Annotated in this window: 18 protein-coding genes; 8 read left to right on the forward strand and 10 right to left on the reverse strand. The window is 46.6% G+C overall.

What is annotated here, in order from left to right; all coding sequences use genetic code 11:
* Window positions 1-49: 49 nt before the first annotated feature.
* Entirely contained in the window at window positions 50-2332 is a 2283-nt protein-coding gene (locus L0U89_RS15125) for a patatin-like phospholipase family protein (protein WP_234862287.1), read from the reverse strand.
* Window positions 2333-2449: 117 nt separating this feature from the next.
* Here L0U89_RS15125 and L0U89_RS15130 point away from each other — a divergent pair, with 117 nt between their 5' ends.
* Together L0U89_RS15130 and L0U89_RS15135 are read left to right on the forward strand one after the other, a co-directional pair.
* Window positions 2450-2968 carry a DUF4494 domain-containing protein gene (locus L0U89_RS15130; RefSeq protein WP_234862288.1) on the forward strand — a complete coding sequence of 173 codons (519 nt, stop codon included), beginning with the start codon at window positions 2450-2452 and terminating at the stop codon, window positions 2966-2968.
* A 112-nt stretch (window positions 2969-3080) separates the two neighbouring features.
* The gene (locus L0U89_RS15135) at window positions 3081-4247 is read left to right on the forward strand and encodes a hypothetical protein (RefSeq protein WP_234862289.1); all 1167 of its coding nucleotides are present in this window, start codon (window positions 3081-3083) and stop codon (window positions 4245-4247) included.
* A 64-nt stretch (window positions 4248-4311) separates the two neighbouring features.
* Here L0U89_RS15135 and L0U89_RS15140 read toward each other — a convergent pair whose 3' ends face one another.
* Window positions 4312-4914 carry a hypothetical protein gene (locus L0U89_RS15140; protein WP_008626966.1) on the reverse strand — a complete coding sequence of 201 codons (603 nt, stop codon included), beginning with the start codon at window positions 4912-4914 and terminating at the stop codon, window positions 4312-4314.
* Window positions 4915-5147: 233 nt separating this feature from the next.
* On the opposite strand from L0U89_RS15140, the gene L0U89_RS15145 reads away from it, so the two are divergent.
* Window positions 5148-6050, forward strand: coding sequence for a PAS domain-containing protein (locus L0U89_RS15145; RefSeq protein ID WP_234862290.1), 903 nt, complete (start codon window positions 5148-5150; stop codon window positions 6048-6050).
* Here the strand turns inward: L0U89_RS15145 and L0U89_RS15150 are convergent.
* The 5 genes from L0U89_RS15150 to L0U89_RS15170 all read right to left on the reverse strand — a co-directional run bounded on the left by L0U89_RS15150 (window position 6047) and on the right by L0U89_RS15170 (window position 14717).
* A complete protein-coding gene (locus L0U89_RS15150; protein ID WP_234862291.1) occupies window positions 6047-7759 on the reverse strand; it encodes an efflux RND transporter periplasmic adaptor subunit in 1713 nt (570 codons plus the stop codon). The genes L0U89_RS15145 and L0U89_RS15150 overlap by 4 nt on opposite strands.
* A 29-nt stretch (window positions 7760-7788) precedes the next feature.
* On the reverse strand, window positions 7789-9249 hold the full coding sequence (locus tag L0U89_RS15155; RefSeq protein WP_234862292.1) for a TolC family protein: 1461 nt from the start codon (window positions 9247-9249) through the stop codon (window positions 7789-7791).
* 38 nt (window positions 9250-9287) lie between these two features.
* Window positions 9288-13175 carry an efflux RND transporter permease subunit gene (locus L0U89_RS15160; protein ID WP_234862293.1) on the reverse strand — a complete coding sequence of 1296 codons (3888 nt, stop codon included), beginning with the start codon at window positions 13173-13175 and terminating at the stop codon, window positions 9288-9290.
* Window positions 13176-13336: 161 nt separating this feature from the next.
* A complete protein-coding gene (locus L0U89_RS15165) occupies window positions 13337-13720 on the reverse strand; it encodes an HYC_CC_PP family protein (RefSeq protein WP_234862294.1) in 384 nt (127 codons plus the stop codon).
* Window positions 13721-13793: 73 nt separating this feature from the next.
* Window positions 13794-14717 (reverse strand): LysR family transcriptional regulator, encoded by a 924-nt coding sequence (locus L0U89_RS15170; RefSeq protein ID WP_234862295.1) that lies wholly within the window; start codon window positions 14715-14717, stop codon window positions 13794-13796.
* Between the two features lie 102 nt (window positions 14718-14819).
* On the opposite strand from L0U89_RS15170, the gene L0U89_RS15175 reads away from it, so the two are divergent.
* The 3 genes from L0U89_RS15175 to L0U89_RS15185 all read left to right on the forward strand — a co-directional run bounded on the left by L0U89_RS15175 (window position 14820) and on the right by L0U89_RS15185 (window position 16883).
* Entirely contained in the window at window positions 14820-15320 is a 501-nt protein-coding gene (locus L0U89_RS15175) for a hypothetical protein (RefSeq protein WP_234862296.1), read from the forward strand.
* Window positions 15317-16276, forward strand: a complete 960-nt coding sequence (locus L0U89_RS15180) for a sodium-dependent bicarbonate transport family permease (RefSeq protein ID WP_234862297.1) — start codon at window positions 15317-15319, stop codon at window positions 16274-16276. The genes L0U89_RS15175 and L0U89_RS15180 overlap by 4 nt, the downstream gene beginning before the upstream one ends.
* Window positions 16277-16358: 82 nt before the next feature.
* The gene (locus L0U89_RS15185) at window positions 16359-16883 is read left to right on the forward strand and encodes a hypothetical protein (protein WP_234862298.1); all 525 of its coding nucleotides are present in this window, start codon (window positions 16359-16361) and stop codon (window positions 16881-16883) included.
* Between the two features lie 88 nt (window positions 16884-16971).
* Here L0U89_RS15185 and L0U89_RS15190 read toward each other — a convergent pair whose 3' ends face one another.
* Window positions 16972-17844, reverse strand: coding sequence for an SDR family oxidoreductase (locus L0U89_RS15190; protein WP_234862299.1), 873 nt, complete (start codon window positions 17842-17844; stop codon window positions 16972-16974).
* Window positions 17845-17970: 126 nt separating this feature from the next.
* Between L0U89_RS15190 and L0U89_RS15195 the strand changes: the two genes are divergently transcribed.
* Window positions 17971-18786: a hypothetical protein gene (locus L0U89_RS15195; protein ID WP_234862300.1), complete on the forward strand. Its 816-nt coding sequence runs from the start codon at window positions 17971-17973 to the stop codon at window positions 18784-18786.
* Window positions 18787-18917: 131 nt separating this feature from the next.
* Here the strand turns inward: L0U89_RS15195 and ahcY are convergent, their stop codons facing one another.
* Both ahcY and L0U89_RS15205 read right to left on the reverse strand, forming a co-directional pair.
* Window positions 18918-20237, reverse strand: a complete 1320-nt coding sequence (ahcY, locus tag L0U89_RS15200; RefSeq protein WP_234862301.1) for an adenosylhomocysteinase — start codon at window positions 20235-20237, stop codon at window positions 18918-18920.
* A 69-nt stretch (window positions 20238-20306) separates the two neighbouring features.
* Window positions 20307-21062 (reverse strand): biotin--[acetyl-CoA-carboxylase] ligase, encoded by a 756-nt coding sequence (locus tag L0U89_RS15205; RefSeq protein ID WP_234862302.1) that lies wholly within the window; start codon window positions 21060-21062, stop codon window positions 20307-20309.
* Window positions 21063-21152: 90 nt separating this feature from the next.
* Between L0U89_RS15205 and rsfS the strand changes: the two genes are divergently transcribed.
* Entirely contained in the window at window positions 21153-21500 is a 348-nt protein-coding gene (rsfS, locus tag L0U89_RS15210) for a ribosome silencing factor (protein WP_234862303.1), read from the forward strand.
* Window positions 21501-21536 lie beyond the last annotated feature (36 nt).

A 21536-nucleotide genomic window follows, 5' to 3' on the forward strand; every position in this document is an offset into this window, starting at 1 on the left:
TAAAAATAAAGCTGCCACTAGGGTGTAGTCTCCAAATCAAACAAAGGCGCTACTCCAAAAACCTGATCTCCCTAATTTTTCGAAGCGACTCTTGGTTGAATTTGTTGTTGATGTTGTCCAGGATCGACTTCTTTTCCCTTGCCGTCAGGCGCCAGTTGAGAGAGGCACGCAGGATTTCCTGTTGGTTGGGATTAAATACCCCGTCCTCATCCGCCAAGCCGCGATCTTGCAGGAATTGAAGGGTCGAATATTCGAACTCAATCCTTTGAATAGGAAAAGGCATAAGTTCCTGCACGCGAGTAAAAGCATTTTCGTTGTGTAATGTCTGTACGTTGTCCCAATTGATGTAGATGTTTTTGAGTGGCGTGAAGAGCTTCTCCAAAAATGTAGGCAGCTTTTTGCGCTCCACTGCCTGGAATTTTTCCGAGTCCCTGATCGCTACCAAAACGACACCCGATGTATTTTCCTCGATCCAATCATGAAAAACATAGATAAACCTTAAGGCATCTTGGATTCCGAAATTATCAGAAAGGCCTGCGTCCATGGTCTGCATTATCGGATTTGATGGTAATTGGATGTTGGGTGTGATAAAGGGAAAGGTCGCACCCATCCGTAGCGCACTGATAAACCGAAGATTTCCGGCATCGTGTGCAGCATAAAAACGTTGAAAATCAATAGCTTGGCTTTTTTCCCGGCGCCCTTCCAGCCTTTCATTTGATATTCCCAAAAAGGAAACAGAATACGGCGCAATAATCAGTTTTCTGCCGTCATTGGTGATGAGCGGCGTAATCGGCATCATAGGGATCTTGGACAGCAGTTCGGGCTCAAGGTATGCACTTATTGGCTTATCCATTATGCCTTCGGTGTTCGAGTTGAGCTGCTGCTCGAAGGCATAGCCCCGGTCCTTCAGGTACTTCCGACCGTTGTATTCAAAATGTTGGTTTCTGATGAGCAGGTCATTTACCAAAAGTGTGAAAATAATCGGGTTAAGGTTGTCTGCGGAAATTTGGTCCAAGTATTTGGAATCACTGACATCGAAAGCCGAGTCCAGTTTCGACCGCAGGTAAAGCTCCCTGAAAAAACCCGCTCCTATCAAACCGCCCGAAGCTCCGGTTATCATCTGTGTATGGGCGAAAAGCTGCTGACCGCTCGCCTTTTCTACCTCCTGCATCACGCGTAGCGTCCACAAAGCCGCCCGTTGCCCCCCGCCCGATACGGCATAAAACACCATCTTGGGTTTCGTTCCCGCTGGAAATTTCTTCTTCCAATTTTCCAAAATTCCAAGGGCACGATTTCTATCGCTTTCTACCGAATCCGGATGGAGTATATCCTGCAAATGTGTGGTACTGTATTCGACAGGCTCTTTTTGATAATCCAATCCAAACGCCGCATGCGGCCGGTTCAGGATTTTTGTACCGGATAGGAGATTGAAAAGCAATAATGCCGCAAAAAAAGTCGGAATCGACCAATCCCGTAACCAAAAAACAATCGCGCCAACAGCCATGACCAATATCGCCAAGAGTAACAGGGAACTTGCTGCCGCGGGAATTTGGAGCAATGGAGATTCACGGAAAAAACCCAGAATAAATACCGTGGTGATCAATACTATCTGAATAACCACCATGTTGAGGTGGTTTTGGTCAAAAACCCTGAGTAGCTGATGGGATTCAAATCGCGCTAAATCCTGCCTCACCTCCATAATCCGCATTTCAACCGAGAGATAATCGAGTACCTTATTCTTGGCCTTTTTTGTTTCAGATATCCGCTTGAGCATATTCGCCCGGGGCAATCGGGTTTTGCGCAGTCTTTTCTCCACGCTCCCCGCAAACAACACAAAAAAATCCTTGTTGGTCCACCTGAAGTAGGCATACAAGAGGGTCAGCGTCGTAAGGGTCCCTGCGGTAAAGCCAAAGAAAAAATGTAGGATTATCCACTTGTTTTCATGCTCATTGTCTAGTTGGAAGGACAAAAAGGCAATCACATAAAGCAGGTAAAAGCTGAGGGGAATTATGGAATTGTTGATGCAAAAGGTGATAAACGGTCGTTCGACAATTGCCAAGAATTTAAACTTGGTCCCATCCAAGATATAGGCGGTCATGTGAAACGCCATTGTGAAAATGGCCAATGCCACACCGATAATGAAAAAGCCCTGCCAAGACACGGTATTCAGGTATTCCGGATCAAGGAACAGAAACGGAATACCCAAAACGGTGCCGAAATTTTGGGTGACAATCAGGAAAAGAAGTGCCCAAAATGACAACAACAACAAATTTTTCTTGAGGTGCAGAAAAAAAAGCTGAAGAGGAAAACTGTAAAATATTCGCTCCCACATAGGCTGGATGATTGACAAAATATAAAAGATTTCTCCGGAAAATCTAAATCCAATTTTCCATTGTGGCTTCGCATCCGATCGATTACCTTCGCGCCATCAATTTTAAAAAGTAGCTTGATGAGAACTTGGTTTTTGTGCAGGGTTAAATATGCCAAAGAAAATGAGCAGGGATTGCTCAAAAATGTCTCCGAACAGTACCTCGTGGATGCAGTCTCTTTTACAGAAGCGGAAGCACGGATTTATGATATGCTCGGTTCGACCATCCGGGGCGACTTCCAGGTGACTAATATCAGCAAAAGCAACTTCGTCGACGTGTTCCATTATGAAGACATCGACATTTGGCACAAGTGCAAAATCACCTATGTCATCGCGGATGCTGATAGTGGCAAGGAAAAGAAAGTTACGCAGTACATGCTTGTCACCGCCCATGACGTGAAGGAAGCCTACGAGAGAATCCACGAAAGCCTCAACAATATGCTCGTCACCTTCCGGGTGCCCGACGTGACGGAGAGTCCGATCGTTGAAGTTTTCCCTTATGAAAAGGATGAGGAACTCAATCCGCCGATTCCAGCTAACCTAAAGCCACTGAAGCAGGTGGAGGCAGAATTAAGAGAATATGAAGAAGGGGCCGAATAAGCCCCTTTTTTATTATCATTTCGTTGGCAGATGAAGAATTCAATTTAAAATCGATTTATTTCGTTGAAACTAAGTATATTCGCATCGTTTGGACCAGCACCCTATTACGAATATGAGTACAATATTCCGATTGTCGTTGATTGCCGCCACGGCCTTGGTTTTTTTCTCTTGCAACAAAAACGACGATCCACAACCAGAAAAAGCAAACGAAATATTCCAAAGAGTTCCAAATGGAAACTTTGCCGGAAATTCGATCAACGTCGGAAGAATTGAAGTACTCTCCAATCGGTTGTTTTACTCTGACCGGTCTAATCCAGGGTATATTTCCGATGATCTATCCGTTGAGCAGCTTTGCTGTTACGCATTAAACAATCAAGTTCATCTTCAATCTTTCAGCGAGGATTACGTAGTCGGCGTGAGCAACTATTTGAACTCATTTATTTTGTACTACGTCAACCAACCGAGAAATCCGGAGAGCATCTTCCTGCCAAACGCACTGGGTCAATCCCTTGGCGATGCGTATATGTGGGGAGGAGAAAACCTAGGCCTATTTGAATTGAATGACAATCTGCTCTTGGCTTTTGTTCATGTGAAAAATCAGCGAAATCTATACATTTTTGACGTGGAGAAACATGCGAGCAACTTCGGCCTACCTCAGGACACCACAGGTATCATCAAGGTCGACATTTCGCAACTTGGAGTCAGAAACCCAAATTGTGATATAGATAGCCCGGGAAAAATGGGTCGTTTCGGAGAAGGTTGGTTAGTTTCCTTTGTCCATAATTGCGGGTCAAATGCAGGAACCTACTTTGTAGATAAAACCGGAAAGCTTTCAAAAGTCAATGCAAATTTTGACGGAATCTTCTACCACTTGGGACATACCATTCTCGAAAATGGCAAACTTGTGGCATGGGATGACACCAACTTGTACCTGTCTTTGTCAGGATCGTTAGAAGACCTAAGGCCAATTGCAAAGCTACCATTTAGAATGCAGTTCCGAGCAGTAGGAAACCGACTGGTAACCTTTTTCGGAGGCAACAACCTCTTCGAAGCGATGGAATTCAATGATTACTCCGGTGATCCCATCAACTTTAAGAGAATTGACACCCAAGGTATGGAGTTTGCAGATTTGAACGATGTTCGGCTTTTTGGAGAAAGGGTTTTCGTTGCATCAAATACCGGACTGTTTTTCAAAGCTGAATCAGACTTTTGGACCTATGTAAAAGGGACTGACGACGGCGAATCAAACAGTCTTACGCTTGGGTATACACTAGAGTGATTTCAGCCTTAATTGGGAAATCAGATTTAGATTTATGAAGGCGTATCTCGCCCAAAAAGGCTGTCTAAACTTGTCTCAGCTGATTATCAATTACAAACCTGATCAAGTCCTCTACCGCAATTCCCGCTTTTGCGGCAGCGTCCGCGATGTCCTCCCGGCTGACCTGTGCGGCAAAGGTCTTGTCCTTCAGCCTTTTTTTGACACCGCTGACTTCCATGCCGTCATATCCCTGTGGCCGCATCAGTGAGTAAGCATGGACAAAACCGGAAAGCTCGTCGAAAGCATACAACATCTTATCCATCTCTGACTCGGGCTCTACCCCAAAATATCTCGGTCCATGGCTGGCGATGGCTCTCAAGATACGCGGATCCATTTGCCTGGTTTCCAGTTCCTCTATGATCCTCCGGCAATGCTGCTCGGGCCATTGGTCCCAATCGGCATCGTGCAGCAGCCCCGACAAGTGCCAAAGGTGCTGTATTGCGGGATCATACCCTCTCGATTCCGCATATTTCTTCATCAAGTGCCCCACTTGCTGCATATGAAAGAGTAGTTTTTCGTTTTTGACCCAATCTTTAAGCAGTTCCATCGCATCTTCTAGGCTCATTAGATTGCCGATATGCTCCTGGGATCCAAATTCTTGACGGTTTAATAGATAGGAATGATTCATAACAGTTTCTGTTTTCAAATATTATTTTTTGCTTTTTAAATTAGTATTTGTGCATCTTGTTTTCTTTTTCTACCTTTGACGCTTATAGACGAGACAATTCAGTAGACGCCTCACCAATGGAAGATTTTTTTCAACTTTCTGATTACTACTATTTCCTCATTCTGGACAAAAAAAGCAATATTTCGCTTTGCAACGCCCATTTTGAAAATAGTTGTCCCTTCATAGATAAACCTATGAAGGGGCTTTCCTTTTCTGAATTCCTCTATTTCAAGGACTTTTCAACATATGAATATTATTTGGAAAAATCCTTATCCGAGGGAAACAGAAAATTCACGCTGGACCTTAGAAAGGTAAATCGCACCGGAAACGACCTGGAATGGACTAAATGGGAATTTACGATTTCCTTTGGCAACCAAGGCGAGCCCATTATCACCGCCATAGGTCATATAATGGAGGAAAAGAAAGAGCGATCTGTCGATTTCCCGAGCGACTTGAGCGAGGTACATGCCAAGCACGACTTGATGGAGGGCATTTTGAACGATACGTTGATTGGGTTTTGGATTTGGAATATAGCTGAGAATACCGAACAGCTGAGCCTTTCCCTTACCGAAATGCTCGGCTACCACGTACATTCGGGTGATACCAAGGCTATCAAATGGAAACGACATATTCATCCCGCCGACCGGAATCTTGTTGAGAAATCCCTGCAAGAACATTTTGGGTCAGGGGGGAAAATCCCCTTTCACTGCGAGTTTCGTATAAGGAACCGCCATAAGCAAGACGTTTGGGTACTCGGCTATGGCAAGGTATTAAAATGGGCCGCGGATAACCACCCTGTAACGATGGCTGGATGTTTCTTCGATATTTCTGAAAAGAAAAAAACCGAGCACTTGCTGCTGCACCAACAAAGACTGCTTCACACTGTCACCTTCAACCAGTCCCATTTGATAAGGGCCAAATTGGCCAATATCCTTGGAATCTTGGAGATTGTAGATCCTAAAGCTCCTGCCGCCGAGACCTTGCACTTTCTGAAAATGATCAAAAAGGAAGCAAAAAAGCTCGACGAACAGCTCAAGCGAAGCATTTCGCAATCCAGTGGATTCCAAATCCAGTCCTTGCAGCGAGCATCCGTTTAGATCGGTTTTTTTGGAGAATAGGTCTTCTTCACTTCCCCACAGGTCAACATTTTGTCTCCAAAGTAGGGGTTTCTGATCTCCTTTTGCAGGCTAAGCCAGTTTGCGCCTTTGTCACCAAATGCCATCGGGCAAAACTGTTTGTAGAGTTGCATCTCTCCATTGCCGAAATACTCCACGACAGAAATCAGGGATTCGGAAAGCGTCTCGAATTCCTTCCTTTTCAACTCCAAATCAGTATTTGACTGGATTCCCTTTAAGCTTTTCTGAAGAATTGCTGCACTATTCGTCCATTTCGTGGACTCCTTACCCTGCAGTTCAGCCATATTTGCGCCGTCGATGTGTTTGGCAAGCGGTAAAATCAACGCATCAATCAATCCTGCGTCAGATTTCACAAAGGCATCCTTTAAATCCGAATAAGCTCCGATGATTTTCTCCAAAGATTGCTGAAAACCGAGGGGCGTCGCAGGGGCCTTTTCGGGAAGGGCCATCATGCTGAAATTCCCGGAAAGCTGTGCCGCAGCATCCACCGCGAAAACGCCATTGCTCACCACTTCCTCTCCCAATTCCAACCCACTCGTCACCAAGTAGGCATTTCCTGCTTGTGGTCCAAGTACCACCTCCCTCAACTGAAACTTGGGACTCTCAAACGACCCGACCTGGACGTAAACGACTGATCGTGGTCCTGTCCATAACACAGCTGACTTGGGCACATAGATCCCTGACTTGCCGATCTTTGCGGATTGGATCGTGGCGTTGACAAACATGCCCGGTTTGAGTTGATAACCTGGATTTGGAGCTTCGGCGCGTACGGTTATCGTGCGGCTTTGCTCATTGAGTACGGGATCGACAAAACTTACTTTGGCAGAAAAATCTCTATCGGGATAGGCGGAAACCTTGAATTTGACCAGGTCGCCCATTTTCACCGAAGCAATATCCGACTCGTAGACATCCAACATTACCCACACTTTTCCCAAATCGAGGATCTCAAACATAGACTGACCTCGGCTGATAAAATCGCCCAAAGCAACGTTTCTTTGGCTCACTATTCCTGCCTTGTCTGAGATGATGTCGAATTGGGTTTGGACCTGTCCGTTTTGTTGCAGCGACGCAATTTGTGCATCAGTCAGCTTCCAAGACTTAAGTTTTTGGATCGCGGCCTCGTAAAGCGCAGGCTGCCTATCTTTGATCTTGGCAGCTTCGAGCAGCTCCCGCTGTGCGTTGATCAAATCTGGAGAATACACGGTAGCTAATTTCTGACCTTTCTGTACCACATCCCCGGTGAAGTTGACAAACAACTGATCGATTCTCCCTGAGAAATTGGCGGTAAGGCTTTGGATACCCTGCTCGTTGGGTTGGATTTTACCAACCAACTCGATTGAACGTCCCGCATCCCCACCGTAAACCTGTGTGGTCGAGACATTTGCCAAAGCAACTGCCTCGGGTGTCATTTCCAAAATGTAGGGATCTGTATTGGTGCTTGAGGTAAACTGGCTTAGTGGAACCAGTTCCATGCCACAAATCGGGCAATTTCCCGGTTCATTCTGGCGGATATGGGGATGCATCGGTGAAACCCATATAGTCTCGCCATCCGCTTCGGCTTGGATTGTACCATTTTCCACCTTCCCGTCACCTCTGACCAGCCAACCGATGACGCCACCGAAAAACAGGCAGCCGAGAATGATTATGATGATATTTTTATTCGTCTTCATATTCTTGATTATTGAAATTCAAAATTTGGTCAAATCCCGATCAATGCCTCTAAGCGGGCAAGGGCCGTGTGCGCCTCGACCATTGAATTGGTAAACTCCTGATCGAAAGCAATCAACTCTTTCATGATAGATAGTATATCTTCCAATCGACCCTCTCCCGAAGCATAAGATGTCACTTGGATTTCGAGGATTTGGCGGGTTATTTTTACCTGTTCCTGAAGAATCATTTGTGTTCTTTGGGCATTTTGAAAAGCCACTAGTTCAGCTTCAAATCCAGTTTCCAAGTTTTCCAAGACCGATTGTTTTTGCAGCGTGGCGTTGTCCCTCCAAAGTTCGGCCTCCCGCTGCATAGATTTGTATTTCTTCCTGTAAATGGGAAGTGACAGGGTTACCATCGGCATCACCATGTTGTTACCCATCCCGGATGGCATATACTCCATGCCGTCCATGCCTCCGATCATCCCTGATTCGGGACGCGGAGAAAACACCATATAGTTGAGCCCAAGTCCCATCATTGGCCGCCCTTCCAACTTCGCCATTTCGGCTTGCGCCCTGTAGGCTTGGCCTTCTTTTTCCAACATATTGAGCATGGGATTATTCGCCCAAATACTGTCAGATTTATCCAACATCACGGTAGAGGCTGAAATATCTGGAAAAAGAAGCCTTACATCGGATTGATAGGGCTTGCCAATGAGTTGGTTGAAACGAATCTTCAATGCTCTTAGACTTTCAGAAGCCTGCTTGATTTCGTTTTCCAACGCCATCTTCTGCACCTGAATCCGCATAACATCGGTCATTTTCGCAGAAACGGTCGATTCCATCGAGTTCATCGCTTGGCTTTGGGCGGGCATCGGTGCAGATGCAGCGTTGTCTTGGTTTCCCATCCCCATTCCGTCTTGTCGAGGTGCTGACTTTGGCCCGCTTGGTCCGGAGCGCATTGCATTTTGTAGGGAAGTGGCCGCTGCGGAGACGTCACCTCCTTGATACTTGATCAGGGCAAGCTCTTCCATGATGTGCAGCAGCTCCAGATTTTCGCTTGTGACATCTATGTTGCTTTCAAGCAGCAGCATTTGGTAATAGGCCTCCTTTACCTGAAAGGCCAACCGATTTTTCTCCTCCCTAAATGCATGGAACTTTGCCTCGGCCATCAGCATAGCCTCGTCCTTTTGAACCCTGTTCATGCCAAACCAAGGAAACATCTGCATCAGGGACATCTCTGCCCGCTGATTGCCCATGAGCAGTTCCATCGGCCGTAGAAAAATCCCGGCCGAAAACTGCGGATCGGGCAAGGCTCCTTTCTGGTTGACATTTTCCAAAGCAGCCTCGTATTGCTTGAAACTGGCTTGGATACCGGGGTTGTTTTGCATCGCCATTTCAAGATATTCCGGCAAGCCTTCCTGCGCCTGTACAGTACTCTGTACGCAAATCCAGCCCAAGCCCGCGACAATCATTACTCTGGCGGCAACTTTTCTGATTATATGTCTATCCATCATATCTATGATTTTTTCTGTTTTCTGCCAAAACTCCATCAAACACCTTCATGCTTTGCCTCCCTTTTCAATTCCCATTCCTTGTATTTCCCAAAAAGAACAGGGACGATAAACAGGGAAATCAAGGCCACCGTCATCCCACCAAATGTGGGAATCGCCATCGGAATCATGATATCCGAACCCCGACCTGCGCTCGTCAGCACCGGCAATAATGCCAACAGTGTCGTCGCAGTAGTCATCAAACATGGTCGGACCCGCTTCAATCCTGCCTCCAAAACAGCTGCCTTGACTTCTTCCTTTGACCGGGGTTTGTTTTGGTCAAAACTCTGCTTCAGGTAGGTTCCCATGACCACCCCATCGTCTGTCGCAATCCCAAAAAGCGCAATAAAACCAACCCAGACTGCCACAGATAAATTGAATGTGCGCACTTGGAAGAGTTCCCGCATATTGGTACCAAAAAGGTCGAAATCCAGAAACCAAGCCTGTCCATACAACCAAAGCATCATGAACCCCCCTGCAAACGCCATGGCGATCGCCGAGAAAACCATTATAACCAAGGCCGTGGACCTAAACTGGAAATACAGGATCAGGAAAATCACCGCGAGGCAAAGTGGAATTACAAAAGCGAGGCGCTTCTCTGCCCGAACCTGATTTTCATAAGTACCGGAAAATACAAAGGTGACCCCCGCGGGCACTTGGAGTTCGCCCGTCCTGATTTTCTCATTGATCAGATTTTGGCAGCTTTCGATCACCGCCACTTCGGCAAAACCATCCCGCTTGTCAAACATCACATAGCCGACCAGAAAGGTATTCTCCCCGCGAATCATCATCGGCCCCGGTCGATAGTTGATCGCGGCAAGCTGTCCCAAGGGAATCGGACCTCCAGATGGTGTGTCCACAAGAATTCGTTTCAATGATTCCGAGTTGTCCCTGTATTCCCGAGCATACCTTGCGCGTATCGAATAACGCTCCCTGCCCTCCACAGTCGTGCTCAAGGCCATGCCCCCGACGGCAACCTCAATGGTTTCCTGTACATCCGAGATGTTGAGGCCATACCGCGCCAACGCATTTCTGTCCAAGTCAATTTCCAAATAGGGCTTGCCCAAAGAGCGATCCACGAAAACCGCCTCGGCTTTGACCGAAGGGACTTCCTTCAGCACATTGGCGATTTGAATACTGAAGGATTCTATGCTTTCGAGGTCGGGACCAAAAACCTTCAATCCCATTGGCGCGCGCATACCTGTCTGCAGCATGACCAAGCGCGTTTCGATAGGCTGCAATTTGGGGGCTGCGGTCACGCCGGGGATATTCGAAGTACGGGATTGGATCTCAGTCCAGATGTCATCAGCCGTTTTAATCTCGTCCCTCCATTGTCGGTAGTATTGGCCACGGCTAGGATCAGGTACAAGATGTTGTCTTAGTTTTCCTGAAATCTCCTTCGCCTCTGAATCCGGCAAGTATTGAAAATCCTTGTCCCAAATCAACCCCGAAACGCGATCGTGCCAAAACGATTTCCCGTCAATATTCAATTCAAAAAACCCATCGTTATCTACCCTGAACCTTAGCTTTTGCCCGTTTTCATCCTGAAGGAATTCGGTTTTATAATTGATGATGTTTTCATACATCGACATCGGGGCAGGGTCAAGAGGGCTTTCGGCACGTCCCGCCTTTCCCACGACCATTTCCACTTCGGGAATTGCCTGCACCAGCATGTCAAGTTGCTTGACGATCTGCATATTGGCTTCCACACCTGAGTGGGGCATGGAAGTCGGCATCAGGAGGAATGAGCCCTCATTGAGCGATGGCATGAATTCCTTGCCCAAACCAGGAAAAGTATGTACCAAGCCTGACCAAAGAGTGCTCGTCCTAACGTTCCAGCCGATTTGATCAAAACCCTTTGGAACAAATCCAAAAACGGTACTGAATCCCAGCCAAATATTCAGCCCGAGCAAAACTAGCCCGAATGGTATCAGGAGAAAGGCGCGGGCATGATCGAGACACCAAGTCAAAATCCTTCCATAGTACCTCAAAAACAAACTGAATCCGCCCAAGACCAAGCCTACCGCCAAGCCGATAAAAAGGAAATTGACAAAAAGGGATTGTGTAAATCCAAGTGGTCTCCATTCAATTGCCAACAAGAATGTCACTGCGATAACGGCGATCAACATGTTGATTTGATCTTTCCACCGGCTGTTTTGAAGTTTTTTAGGGAAATAATGATGCACCAACGCGTTTGCCCCGAAGGCAATCAAAACGATCCCGGCCCAAGGAAAAAAGAAAACAAGAAAGATTCCGGCCAACAGCTGTGCCCATTGCAGTGCCAAACGATAGGGAAATGTTTGCCCCTTTCTCCCAAAGACCAAAGATGCAAACATGGGCATAAACACCAAGGTGAAAATAAGGGAGGCAACCAAGGCAAATGTCTTTGTGTAAGCCAGCGGCGCAAACAGCTTCCCTTCGGCAGCCTCCAATGTAAAGACTGGCAAAAAGCTCACGATCGTAGTCATCACTGCAGTGACGATTGCCGAGGCGACCTCAGTAGAAGCCTCATAGATCACCTCCAGCTTCCTCTTGCCTTCCGATGCGGTGTCAAAATGACGGAGGATATTCTCATTGAGGATAATCCCCAAATCCACCATCGTACCGATCGCTATTGCTATCCCAGAAAGTGCCACGATATTGGCATCTACCCCGAAATACTTCATGAAAATGAAGGTCATCAATACTGCCAAGGGTAAAAGTGCGGAGATCAGAAAAGACGCCCTCAGGTTATAAACCATCACCATGATCACGAGTACCGTGATAAGGATCTGGAGAATGATGGCTTCGTTGAGCGTATTCAAGGTTTCTTTGATCAATCCGGATCGATCGTAGAAGGGCACGATCGTCACCTTCGACTCAGTCCCATCAGCAAGCGTCTTGGAAGGCAAACCCGGAGAAATTTCATTGATTTTGGATTTGATCGCGTCAATCACAAGTAGGGGATTTTCACCATAGCGAGCCACTACCACGCCGCCAACCGCCTCGGCCCCACCTTTGTCAAGGACCGCACGCTCCACCCGAGTGGCGGGGCCAATGTTTACTTTGGCGATGTCCCGTATCCGCAGGGGAACGTTGTTGCTGACTGCAACTACAGCGGATTCGATATCTTCGATCGTCTTTACATAGCCCAAGCCGCGGATGATATATTCGACTTGGTTGATCTCCATCGTGTTGGCGCCAATGTCCAAATTGGACTTTCGCACCGCATCCATCACCTGCATCATGCTGATTTGGTGGGATTTCATGGCCACAGGATCCAGATCAACCTGGTATTCCATCACATGACCGCCGATAGTGGCCACTTCCGATACGCCGTCGCTGGCAGCTAGGGCATACTTCACATAATAGTCCTGCACACTGCGCAACTCGTGAAGGTCCCAACCACCAACGGGATTGCCGCTTGGATCCCGACCTTCTAGGGTGTAGAAAAATACCTGCCCCAAACCTGTCGCATCAGGTCCTAACTTTGGTTGGACTCCCTCTGGAAGCAAACTCGCAGGCAGTGAGTTGAGCTTTTCCAATATCCGCGAGCGGCTCCAATAAAACTCGACATCTTCCTCGAAAATGATGTAGATGGATGAAAACCCAAACATAGAAGTGCTCCGGATGGTCTTGACACCGGGCATTCCCAGCAGGGAAGTAGTGAGCGGATAGGTGATTTGGTCCTCGACATCCTGCGGCGAGCGGCCCATCCATTCGGTAAATACAATTTGCTGGTTTTCACCGATATCGGGAATCGCGTCTACAGGTACAGGGTCATTAGGTAGAAAAGGAACCGACCACTTAAACGGCGCGACAACGATGCCCCAAAGAAGGATACCCGCCAACAAAAGGAAGGTGACCAGCCGATTTTCAAGGAAGAATTTTATGATTTGATTTAACATGATCTTGATTGATCCAATGGTAAAATAACACAATTGCTTTTCAGGGAAGGGGGAAGTCCAACATGTTCGATTGGGTGAATTTCAAGATGCTTGTAGTTTTGGTCAAAAAGACCAAAAGCAGTATCAAACCCAACCGGAATGCACTTCCGCTTAGAAATGTATCAAATTAAAAAAATGCAGTGAAGGAGAAAAAGTGGTGTATTCAGTATCGATGGCGGCGACGAATCGGCAAATCCAAAAGTCAATTCTTGCGCAATTTTTGAAACCGCGATCGCGTAGTTTCCAAATTCGGGGCAAATCGCATCAATTGCCATGGGTTCGAAATCCAACAGGTCAGAAATCTGCTGATCGGTATTTGGGAGCTCCAAATTGGAGACGTCGTCACAACATCCCGACATCGGTTCATGGGAAGGACAGCAGGTTTTGGCATCGGCAAAAAGATTGATCCGCTGAAAATCCTCCCCGCAATAATGCAAGGAATAGCTGATCCCTGCATTAAATAGCAGGTAAAAAAAGAGGAGCGATATCTTCAGCAATTGCCTCACGGTAGTATAATAATTTCCAAAAGTACCAATGGAAAACCAAACAAACTTATATCATTCTCGATTTTTTTCAACTTCAAGACTTGACCGCCCAGTCAAAATACTTCTTGATGATACTTGTTTTCTGTTTTTCAATAAAGGTCAAATAGGCATCCGCAACTGGAGAAAACTTCTTGTTTTTCAGATAAATAAGGTTCCAATTGGTCACAATAGGCAACCCTTCGACTGGAATAACCTGAAGATCGCCATTCTTCAACTCATTTTTGATCCCAATCAGAGGCATGATCGAACAACCCAATCCGGCGATGACAGCCTGCTTCACCGCCTCGTTGGAAGTCAGCTCGAGTTTCTTCCTAACCGAAATGTTGTGGTTTTTCAAAAACCGCTCCATTGTCAGCCGCGTCCCTGAGCCATGTTCCCTAAAAATCAGTGTAATCTGTTCTATCAGCTCGGCTCCAGAAAGAGACTTATCGACTTCAAAATCCCTGCCTCCAACCAAAAACAGTCTGTTTTCCATCAACTCGACTTTCTCAAATTGTATCACTTCAGGCAGGATGGATACCAAGGCAAAATCAATCTCATTTTCATCGAGAGCGTTGATAACCATGGCCTTATTGGTCACATCGAGCTTGAGTTCCACGCCGGGATTTTGCTCCAAAAACTGTGAAAGGAAATAAGGCATCACGTACTTCCCGGTAGACACCACCGAGATTTTCAACCGTCCAGTCAATTGTCCTTTGAAGGAAGCAGTCTTGAAATTGATAGCGTTGACCTGCTCGAGGATCTTTTCGGCAGCGACAGCAATCTCCTTCCCGAAATCCGTCACGTAAAGCCTCCTTCCCACCACTTCTGTCAAAGGAAGATCAAACTGCTCCTGAAAATTTTTCAACTGGATCGAGACCGCAGGCTGTGTCAAGTGCAGTTCCTCCGCCGCTTTGGTGATGCTTTGGAGTTGGGTTATCTTCAAAAAAACGTGCAACTGGTGCAATGTGTAATTCATAAATATCGTTTATGTTTTAGATTATAAATATAAATAAAAATATATTAATCTAACTCAAGAATTTTGCACAAGGTTTCATCTAAATAAAAAAAAATTTCAGAAATGGAAAAAACCTTGATCCTCCTCTGTCCTTTCAGCAATTCCCAAAGTTTCCTGGACAGCCGCCTTCCGAAAAAAGACATCCGATTTTTGACGGCTCTGGGCGGTGTTTTCCCCTTCCAGGACCGGCTTTTTGTTGAAATGATGGGCAATTTCCTTATTTCTGAAAATATCAAGGAGGTCTATTTTGTGCAGGACCTGCATTCCAAGTTTTTGAGCGATGGAATGCAGGAGGCCGAGATGGATCCAAATGATACGATAAAGGGAATTTCGGAGGTTTTTGATCGCCATCAAGTCGAAATCTCCGCAGCTTCAAGCCTTTCGCATCAGCTATCAAAACTTTCCCTGTTTGTAATCGAGGACCAACTGCATCAGATGTTGGGACAACCTTGCTTGCACAGGATCATACAGGAAAACAAAATCCAAATTAAGGGCATGCTCACGGACCAATCCCGAGCAAAATCCATCGAGTTTCACGTTCAGCAAGAACTGCAACTTTCATGAACATTCAGCTTCTGTTGGACAATTTCACCAACCCCGCATTCCTCTTTTTCCTTTTAGGTGTCTTGGCAGTCCGGATCAAAAGTGATCTTGAGATTCCCCAAAATTCTTCCAAATTTATTTCACTCTACCTCTTATTCGCCATCGGATTCAAGGGAGGACAAGAGTTGGCACACAGTACATTTTCGTGGAGCATTATTTCCTCAGTTGTCTATGGGATTTTGGTTGCCTGCTTGATCCCATTCTACACGTTTTTTATACTCAAAAGAAGATTTAGCATTGAAAATGCGGGGGCAATCGCAGCTGCATATGGTTCTGTCTCGGCCGTAACATTCGTAACCGCCGTATCATTTTTGGAAATGCAACAACAGGCTTTCCATGGCTATATGGTCGCGATCATGGCCTTGATGGAGGCGCCTGCGATTATTATCGGGGTATTGCTGATCAAGATATTTAGCAAAGAAAGCCAAACAGGTGTAAAGGTAAGAAGCGTAATCCACCATGCTTTTACCAATGGCTCGGTGCTATTGATTCTTGGCAGTTTATTGATCGGATTTTTGGCGAGCGAAAAAGAAGCGGAGGGTATCAAGCCGTTCACTACTGATATTTTCAAGGGTTTCTTGGCGATATTCCTTCTCGATATGGGAATTTCCAGCGGTAGAAAATTGAAGGATTTTCTGGAGTCCGGCAAGTTCACGGCAGCTTTTGCTGTCATTATTCCACTCATCAACGGCACCATAGTCGCCTATACGAGCCAATTCTGCTGCAATTCGGTCGGAGACAGATTTATCATGGCCATATTGGCAGCTTCCGCATCTTACATCGCTGTACCTGCTGCGATGAAAATTGCCGTGCCAAAAGCCAATCCCGGAATCTACCTCCCAATGGCCTTGGCGGTGACCTTCCCGTTTAATATCACATTGGGTTTTCCACTGTACTATATGGTCGCTTCCCTGTGAAAAATAAGGGAAAAATCCGACTAACGCTTTTGGCAAATACATCTTTTGTATATTTTCGCTCATCACCCAAAAAGCGAGTACAATGAAAAAAACAACAATCCGGATGGCGATTCTGGCCATTTTTCTGGGAATCAACCATTTCTCCTATTCACAAAATGAAGTAGACGTGCAGGATGCAGTAGCCGCCTACTTCAATGCCAAGCTTTGTGAAGACTATGAAACGATGCTGGGCTATACTTACCCTGACGTGGTAGAAAAAGCCGGAGGGCTAGACAACGTCCGAAAAGCCTTGATCCAAATTCAGGAAACCCAAAAGAAAAAAGGTTTCATTCTCCAAGAGTACAAAACCAAACCTGCTGTCCAACAGGTCGTCACAGGAGAAGAAACCCACGCAATCGTCCCCGTAACGACTGTTTCCAAAGTCCCTGGCGGAAAGGTGATCACCGAAACGAATGTCATCGCCGTGGGAACCGAAAAAAACACTCGATGGTACATCATTGAGACCACTGCCTTGGATGACGGCAATGTCTCCAAAGTCTTGGCGACCTGGGACAATACCATGTTGCTGCCATTCAAGAAAGCACCTGTTTTCAAGGAAGACAAATAAAAAAGCCCTCCCAATCTGCTGGGAGGGCTTTTTTATAGATTTCTGATTTTCCATTTTGCCTTCAGGTAGCCCCAAATCACTTTGGGGCTCATGGCTTTTTTCCCCTTGAAGCCTCGAGCATGTCCCACATTTCCTGAGGAATGGCCTCAAGGTTATTGAATTCTCCGGCTCCCATCAGCCACTCTCCCCCGTCGATCGTGATGACTTCGCCATTCACATAGGAAGAAAAGTCCGACACGAGGTACGCTGCCAAATTCGCCAATTCCTGATGGTCGCCTACCCTACCCACGGGTACCTTTTTGGCAGGATCGAATTTTTTGACCAAATCCCCCGGCAACAGGCGACTCCAAGCTCCTTCTGTTGGAAATGGGCCCGGTGCAATGGCATTGCTTCTGATTTTATATTTGGCCCACTCCACTGCCAAAGACCGCGTCATTGCCAAGACGCCAGCCTTCGCCGCGGCACTAGGCACCACATATCCCGATCCGGTCCATGCATAAGTGGTCACGATATTGAGAAATGTACCAGGTTGTTTTTCTTTGATCCAATGCTTTCCCGCCGTCAAGGTTACTTGGGAAGTACCCTTTAGCACAATGTCCAAAACCGTGTTGAAGGCGTTGGTTGAGAGACGTTCCGTCGGGCTGATGAAATTTCCTGCAGCATTGTTGAGCACCACGTCGACCCTTCCGGTCAAGGCGACCGCGTCTGCCCACATTTGTTCCACTTGGGTGATATCCCGCACATCGCAAGCAAGGGCGAGAACCTTACCTCCCGTTTGTGTTTCGATCTCTTTAGCCGTTTCGGTCAAGGTATCGAGCTTTCTACTGGTGATGATAAGCGTAGCGCCTAGTTTAGAAAAATAGGTTCCCATGGACCTCCCGAGTCCGGTCCCGCCGCCGGTCACCAATATTGTTTTGCCCCTCAGGGCACCTTCTTTCAACATTCCATCTGCGTAAGACATATGATTTGGGTTTAATTGCCGTTGAAGATAGACAATACGCCATGGAAAAAAAAGTTGGAAACCAGCATCCGACAAAGCGTGGTGCAAATCCCCGAAAGCGTTTAGATTTGTCCTGATTTGAAAAGAATGACAAGACAAAGCCTTCTTTCCTTTGCGATGCTATTGCTGACTGCCTGCCTTGGAGATGCCGAAAAAAACATCAGCACCGACCAACAGGTGGAAGGGATGGAAATCTTTCGCATCACCCAAAGCCTGGAAGAGTCGCTCTTCTTTGCGCTTCAGAGCTTTGATTATTTCAAAACGGTCAATCCCGACATCCTGCCCGGATGTCCTGATATCACGGTCAACGATGCAAATAGAACTGTCAGCTTGGTTTTTTCGGCCAAGTCGACCTGCACCAACAATGCAAATACCCCAAGAACCGGCAGAATCCTACTGCAATACATTACCCGAAGTGTGCTTGAATCCAGTGTGGTGCTTACGTATGACAATTACTCTTTCAAAGGAAATGCCATCGAAGGCCTTCGGGAATTTCGCCGGCTAACGAGCATTGCAAACCCCAACCGTCGTACCGAAATCTTCGAAAATCTCATCATCCGTAACGAGAAAAACTCCAGCTCTCGGCTAAATGGCTCCTTCGTCCACCAAGTGACTTTACAAAATTCCACCTTAACCCAGTTCAGCAGTGGCGGTACCATCGAAGGGAGAAATATTGCCGGTCGGGCTATCAAAATGACTCAGGGAACCCTTAGGAACTATGACGTATCCTGTATTCTATCTGGCACGTTGATGCCCAAGCAAGGCAGCGAAAGCTGGGTAATCACCCATGGCACAGGTCAGCCATTTACACACAGCCTCAGCTATACCGGGGAAAATCCCTGCAAATCGACCGCTACGCTGACGCTACAGGATGGACGGGTGATAGTAGTGCAGTCACCTTGAAATCCTATTTTAGAGTAAATTCGGAGGAAGCCGGAAACAGCAAAATATTCAACTTCAAACCTCACATAAACATTCCAAACAAAAAACCCCGGCCTTTCAGCCAGGGTTTTTCTATTTAATTTAAAACTTGATCAATACCTGTAATACTCCGGCTTGAACGGTCCGCTGACCGATACGCCGATATATTCAGCTTGGTCCGGCCTAAGGGTATCGAGTTCGACGCCCAATTTCGCTAAGTGCAGGGAAGCCACTTTCTCATCCAAGTGTTTAGGCAATACATACACGCCAGGCTCATAATTCTTGGAATTGTTCCACAACTCGATCTGTGCCAAGGTCTGATTGCTGAATGAATTGGACATCACGAAGGATGGGTGGCCTGTAGCACAGCCCAAGTTCACCAAGCGGCCTTCTGCAAGGACGATGATTTCTTTGCCCTCCACATTGTACAGGTCAACCTGTGGCTTGATGACATCTTTGGTATGTCCGTAGTTTTTATTCAACCAAGCCATATCGATCTCGTTGTCAAAGTGGCCAATGTTGCAGACGATCGCCTTGTCTTTCAGTGCCAGGAAATGTTCCTTCACCACGATGTCTTTGTTGCCGGTAGCAGTGACCACGATATCAGCTTCTTTCACTGCATCGACCATTCTCTTAACGGCAAAACCGTCCATTGCGGCCTGAAGCGCGCAGATTGGGTCAATTTCGGTCACGATCACCCTGGCACCCGCACCGCGCAGTGACGCTGCGGAGCCTTTGCCTACATCTCCATAGCCGGCTACGACGGCGACCTTACCTGCCATCATGATATCTGTTGCGCGACGGATAGCGTCAACGAGTGATTCCTTGCAGCCGTATTTGTTGTCGAACTTGGATTTGGTCACGGAGTCGTTGACGTTGATGGCGGGCATCGGAAGCGTGCCATTTTTCATGCGCTCATATAGTCTATGTACACCGGTGGTAGTCTCTTCAGACAAACCTTTGATTCCCGCAATCAACTCAGGGTAGTTGTCAAATACCATGTTGGTAAGGTCTCCCCCATCGTCCAAAATCATATTGAGCGGCTTTCTTTCCTCTCCAAAAAACAGCGTTTGCTCGATGCACCAGTCAAATTCCTCAGCTGTCATTCCTTTCCAAGCGTATACAGATATTCCTGCTGCCGCAATGGCCGCTGCTGCATGGTCCTGGGTCGAGAAAATGTTGCAGGATGACCAAGTCACCTCTGCGCCCAAAGCAGCCAAAGTCTCTATCAAGACTGCAGTTTGGATAGTCATGTGTAGACAGCCAGCGATACGCGCACCTTTGAGTGGCTGCGACGGGCCGTATTCTTCACGGATAGCCATCAAGCCGGGCATTTCCGCTTCGGCCAATTTGATTTCTTTTCTTCCCCATTCGGCCAAGGATATGTCCTTCACCTTGAACTTCACGTATTTTTCAGATTTGATTTCTGACATGATTGTATAATTAAATGATTGATTTTCAATTTGAGCTGGCAAAGTTAAGGCATTTCGTTCAAATAAATATCACAGAAACCTGAGCTCCTTGAATGCATATCTGTGCACCGATCCGCTTTTCTTCTCGATCCGTAGCCGCCCATCGTCCTCAATACCAAGGATTTTTCCTTCAAATTCCTCCCCATCATCGTACCTTGCCCAAGCGCTGGACCTGAACAAGTGCTGCAGGTAGTCCGATTTGATTTGCTGCCTGTTTCCTTTTTTCAACAACAAATATTGGCGCTCCAGGTTTTTGACCAAGAGTTTCAAGATCTCCCATTTGTCAAACTCCTGACCAGCGAGTGTAGCCATCGAGCATGCGTAAGGGAGTGAAAAGTTCCTTTGATTGATGTTGAGGCCTATGCCTATCACAGAATACTCGATTGAGGTATTTTGGATCAGGTTTTCGATCAGGACGCCTCCGATTTTCCCGGATTGATCGTGTACAAGGTCATTGGGCCATTTGACCCAAATACCCGACAGATAGGAAGAAAGGGTTTCCCAAATCGCCAAGCTAACGACCATGTTTAACCAAAACTGCTCGGTAGGCATCAGGTAATCTGGACGTAGCACGATAGAAAAGGTCAGGTTTTTGCCCGGCTCAACCACCCAAACATTGCCCCGCTGCCCACGTCCCTTCGTCTGATTGTCTGTGATGATGATGCTGCCTTCGGCGATTTCCTTTGCCTTCAGCCGCCTCAGTGCTTCATCGTTGGTCGAGTGACACTCTGTCAGGTGAATGATGTCTTTTCCCAAAAAAACCGTGTTGGCAAGGATTTTATACATAAGGGATTGGTTATTTGCTACTCAAAATGGAACTTTGCTTGGCAGGCAATCGGATAAAACCTAACTTGTAAAATTACTTCAAACAAAAACATGACAGCAGAAGAGCTGAGCAAAATTATAGTAAAAGGAATGGAAGATAAAAAAGCTTCCGACATTGTGGTGATGGACTTGCGGGGCGTAAAGAATTCCTTCACCGATTTTTTTGTGATTTGTTCTGGAAACTCGGACACGCAGATTGAGGCGATATCCGATTCGATAGAGGAAACAACATTAAAATTAAAGGAAAAACCCTTTCGCAGTGAGGGAAAGACCAACAAGCAGTGGATCTTGATGGATTACGTCAACGTCGTAGCCCACATCTTTTTGAAAGATAGGAGGAAATTCTACGGCTTGGAGGAGTTGTGGGGAGATGCAAAGATCACCCACATCGAATCCTGACCCGCCTGTTGAACTTTACGACCCAAATAGCGTTTT

It is taken from the genome of Mariniradius sediminis (genome assembly GCF_021491425.1).
Taxonomy (GTDB): Bacteria; Bacteroidota; Bacteroidia; order Cytophagales; family Cyclobacteriaceae; genus Mariniradius; species Mariniradius saccharolyticus.

Coding starts and splice junctions, on each gene's coding strand:
- L0U89_RS15155 (WP_234862292.1), bottom strand. CDS start 9,249: ATGGATAGACATATAATCAGAAAAGTTGCCGCCAGAGTAATGATTGTC.
- L0U89_RS15135 (WP_234862289.1), top strand. CDS start 3,081: ATGAGTACAATATTCCGATTGTCGTTGATTGCCGCCACGGCCTTGGTT.
- L0U89_RS15125 (WP_234862287.1), bottom strand. CDS start 2,332: ATGTGGGAGCGAATATTTTACAGTTTTCCTCTTCAGCTTTTTTTTCTG.
- L0U89_RS15180 (WP_234862297.1), top strand. CDS start 15,317: ATGAACATTCAGCTTCTGTTGGACAATTTCACCAACCCCGCATTCCTC.
- L0U89_RS15170 (WP_234862295.1), bottom strand. CDS start 14,717: ATGAATTACACATTGCACCAGTTGCACGTTTTTTTGAAGATAACCCAA.
- ahcY (WP_234862301.1), bottom strand. CDS start 20,237: ATGTCAGAAATCAAATCTGAAAAATACGTGAAGTTCAAGGTGAAGGAC.
- L0U89_RS15175 (WP_234862296.1), top strand. CDS start 14,820: ATGGAAAAAACCTTGATCCTCCTCTGTCCTTTCAGCAATTCCCAAAGT.
- rsfS (WP_234862303.1), top strand. CDS start 21,153: ATGACAGCAGAAGAGCTGAGCAAAATTATAGTAAAAGGAATGGAAGAT.
- L0U89_RS15145 (WP_234862290.1), top strand. CDS start 5,148: ATGAAGGGGCTTTCCTTTTCTGAATTCCTCTATTTCAAGGACTTTTCA.
- L0U89_RS15130 (WP_234862288.1), top strand. CDS start 2,450: ATGAGAACTTGGTTTTTGTGCAGGGTTAAATATGCCAAAGAAAATGAG.
- L0U89_RS15190 (WP_234862299.1), bottom strand. CDS start 17,844: ATGTCTTACGCAGATGGAATGTTGAAAGAAGGTGCCCTGAGGGGCAAA.
- L0U89_RS15205 (WP_234862302.1), bottom strand. CDS start 21,062: ATGTATAAAATCCTTGCCAACACGGTTTTTTTGGGAAAAGACATCATT.
- L0U89_RS15185 (WP_234862298.1), top strand. CDS start 16,359: ATGAAAAAAACAACAATCCGGATGGCGATTCTGGCCATTTTTCTGGGA.
- L0U89_RS15195 (WP_234862300.1), top strand. CDS start 17,971: ATGACAAGACAAAGCCTTCTTTCCTTTGCGATGCTATTGCTGACTGCC.
- L0U89_RS15160 (WP_234862293.1), bottom strand. CDS start 13,175: ATGTTAAATCAAATCATAAAATTCTTCCTTGAAAATCGGCTGGTCACC.
- L0U89_RS15140 (WP_008626966.1), bottom strand. CDS start 4,914: ATGAATCATTCCTATCTATTAAACCGTCAAGAATTTGGATCCCAGGAG.
- L0U89_RS15150 (WP_234862291.1), bottom strand. CDS start 7,759: ATGAAGACGAATAAAAATATCATCATAATCATTCTCGGCTGCCTGTTT.